Below are 1,355 nucleotides of genomic sequence, written 5' to 3'. Positions count from 1 at the left end.
CGCATTGCCTCACGTTAAATCTAACCGAAAAAAAAGCTGTTCATCACGTAAAAATCTAACCCAAAATAGAAGCCCGAAGGAAGGGCAAGATGGGGTTAGACATGAAAACGAAAAAGAAATTGACCGAAGAAACGGCCAAACGCTACTGCACGGCAAACAAGAAGCGCAAGACGAAAATCATCGACGAGTTCACCGCAACTACCGGTTACAACCGAAAATACGCCATCCACATCCTCAAAAACAGCGCACGTATAAAAATAACACACTTCAACAATGTCGAGAGCAAGAGCGTACAGATCATCAAAAAGCCGCGTAAAAAGCGACACTATGAAAAATACTATGGTCAAGACGTACAAAAAGAAATTATTCACGTGTGGATATTTTCGATGTACCTGTGTGCAAAACGGCTCGTACCCTTTATTCGCGACAATATCGATTACCTTGCTCTCAAGTTCGGCTATACTGAACAACTGAAAACAAAACTTGCTCACATATCAAGCGCAACAGTCGGTAGGATGCTCAAGCCGGAAATCCCCAAGCATTCCATCCGCGGTATTACAACGACACGGCCGGCAAAGAATCTCAATAAACTCATTCCGATCCGCACCTTCTTCGATTGGGATGAGCGAAAACCGGGCTTTTTCGAAGCCGATACGGTCGCTCATTGCGGTACAACTACCGAAGGACAGTACATTTGTACCTTGACACTCACCGACGTGCATTCAGGATGGACGGAAAATCGTGCACTTTTGAATAAAGCTCATCGTTGGGTCAAAGAAGCGACGGAGGACGTGAGAATACACTTACCCTTTGCTATGAAAGGCCTTGATAGCGATAACGGGCGTGAGTTCAAAAATACACAGCTTTTGCAGTGGTGTAAAGAGAAACACGTTACGTTCACCCGAAGCCGCTCGTACAAAAAGAACGACAACTGTTTTGTTGAACAGAAAAACGACAGCGTGGTCAGACGCATTGTCGGCTACTATCGATTTGAGGGAGAAGATGCTCGTGCTGTCTTAGCAGAACTGTATGAAAGTTATAATAAGCTGGTTAACTTCTTTTTCCCTTCGATGAAGATTATTGCAAAGCAACGAGTAGACGCAAAGGTCATAAAGAAATATGATGCGGCTAAGACTCCCTACCGAAGGCTTATGGAGAGCACTGCTGTAAGTGAGGCGGTAAAAGCTGAGCTTTTCAGGAGGAAGAACAGATTGGATTTACAACAGCTGCTTGACAAGACGCAGCTGTTGCAGCGAAAGCTTATCGCTATGGCAGTACAACGGTCATAGCTACGGTTAGATTTTTACTTGAGTAACCGAAACCGTTTCGGTTAGATTTTTACGTGAGGAAATACG

At 44.4% G+C, this 1,355-nt stretch carries 1 protein-coding gene; it reads left to right on the top strand.

Annotated features, from left to right (window positions below; genetic code table 11):
- The first annotated feature begins 89 nt into the window (after nucleotides 1–89).
- A complete protein-coding gene (locus JSQ97_RS12865) occupies nucleotides 90–1,289 on the top strand; it encodes an integrase catalytic domain-containing protein (protein WP_205076417.1) in 1,200 nt (399 codons plus the stop codon).
- The last annotated feature ends 66 nt before the right edge of the window (nucleotides 1,290–1,355 follow it).

Source organism: Treponema sp. Marseille-Q4523, assembly GCF_016901105.1.
Lineage (GTDB): Bacteria > Spirochaetota > Spirochaetia > Treponematales > Treponemataceae > Treponema_D.
The sequence above is the reverse complement of the archived record's forward strand: the minus strand, read 5'-3'. Positions and strand labels throughout refer to the sequence as shown.

What these genes read in the sequence shown, in the direction of transcription:
- JSQ97_RS12865 (WP_205076417.1), top strand. Translation starts at nt 90, where the DNA reads ATGGGGTTAGACATGAAAACGAAAAAGAAATTGACCGAAGAAACGGCC.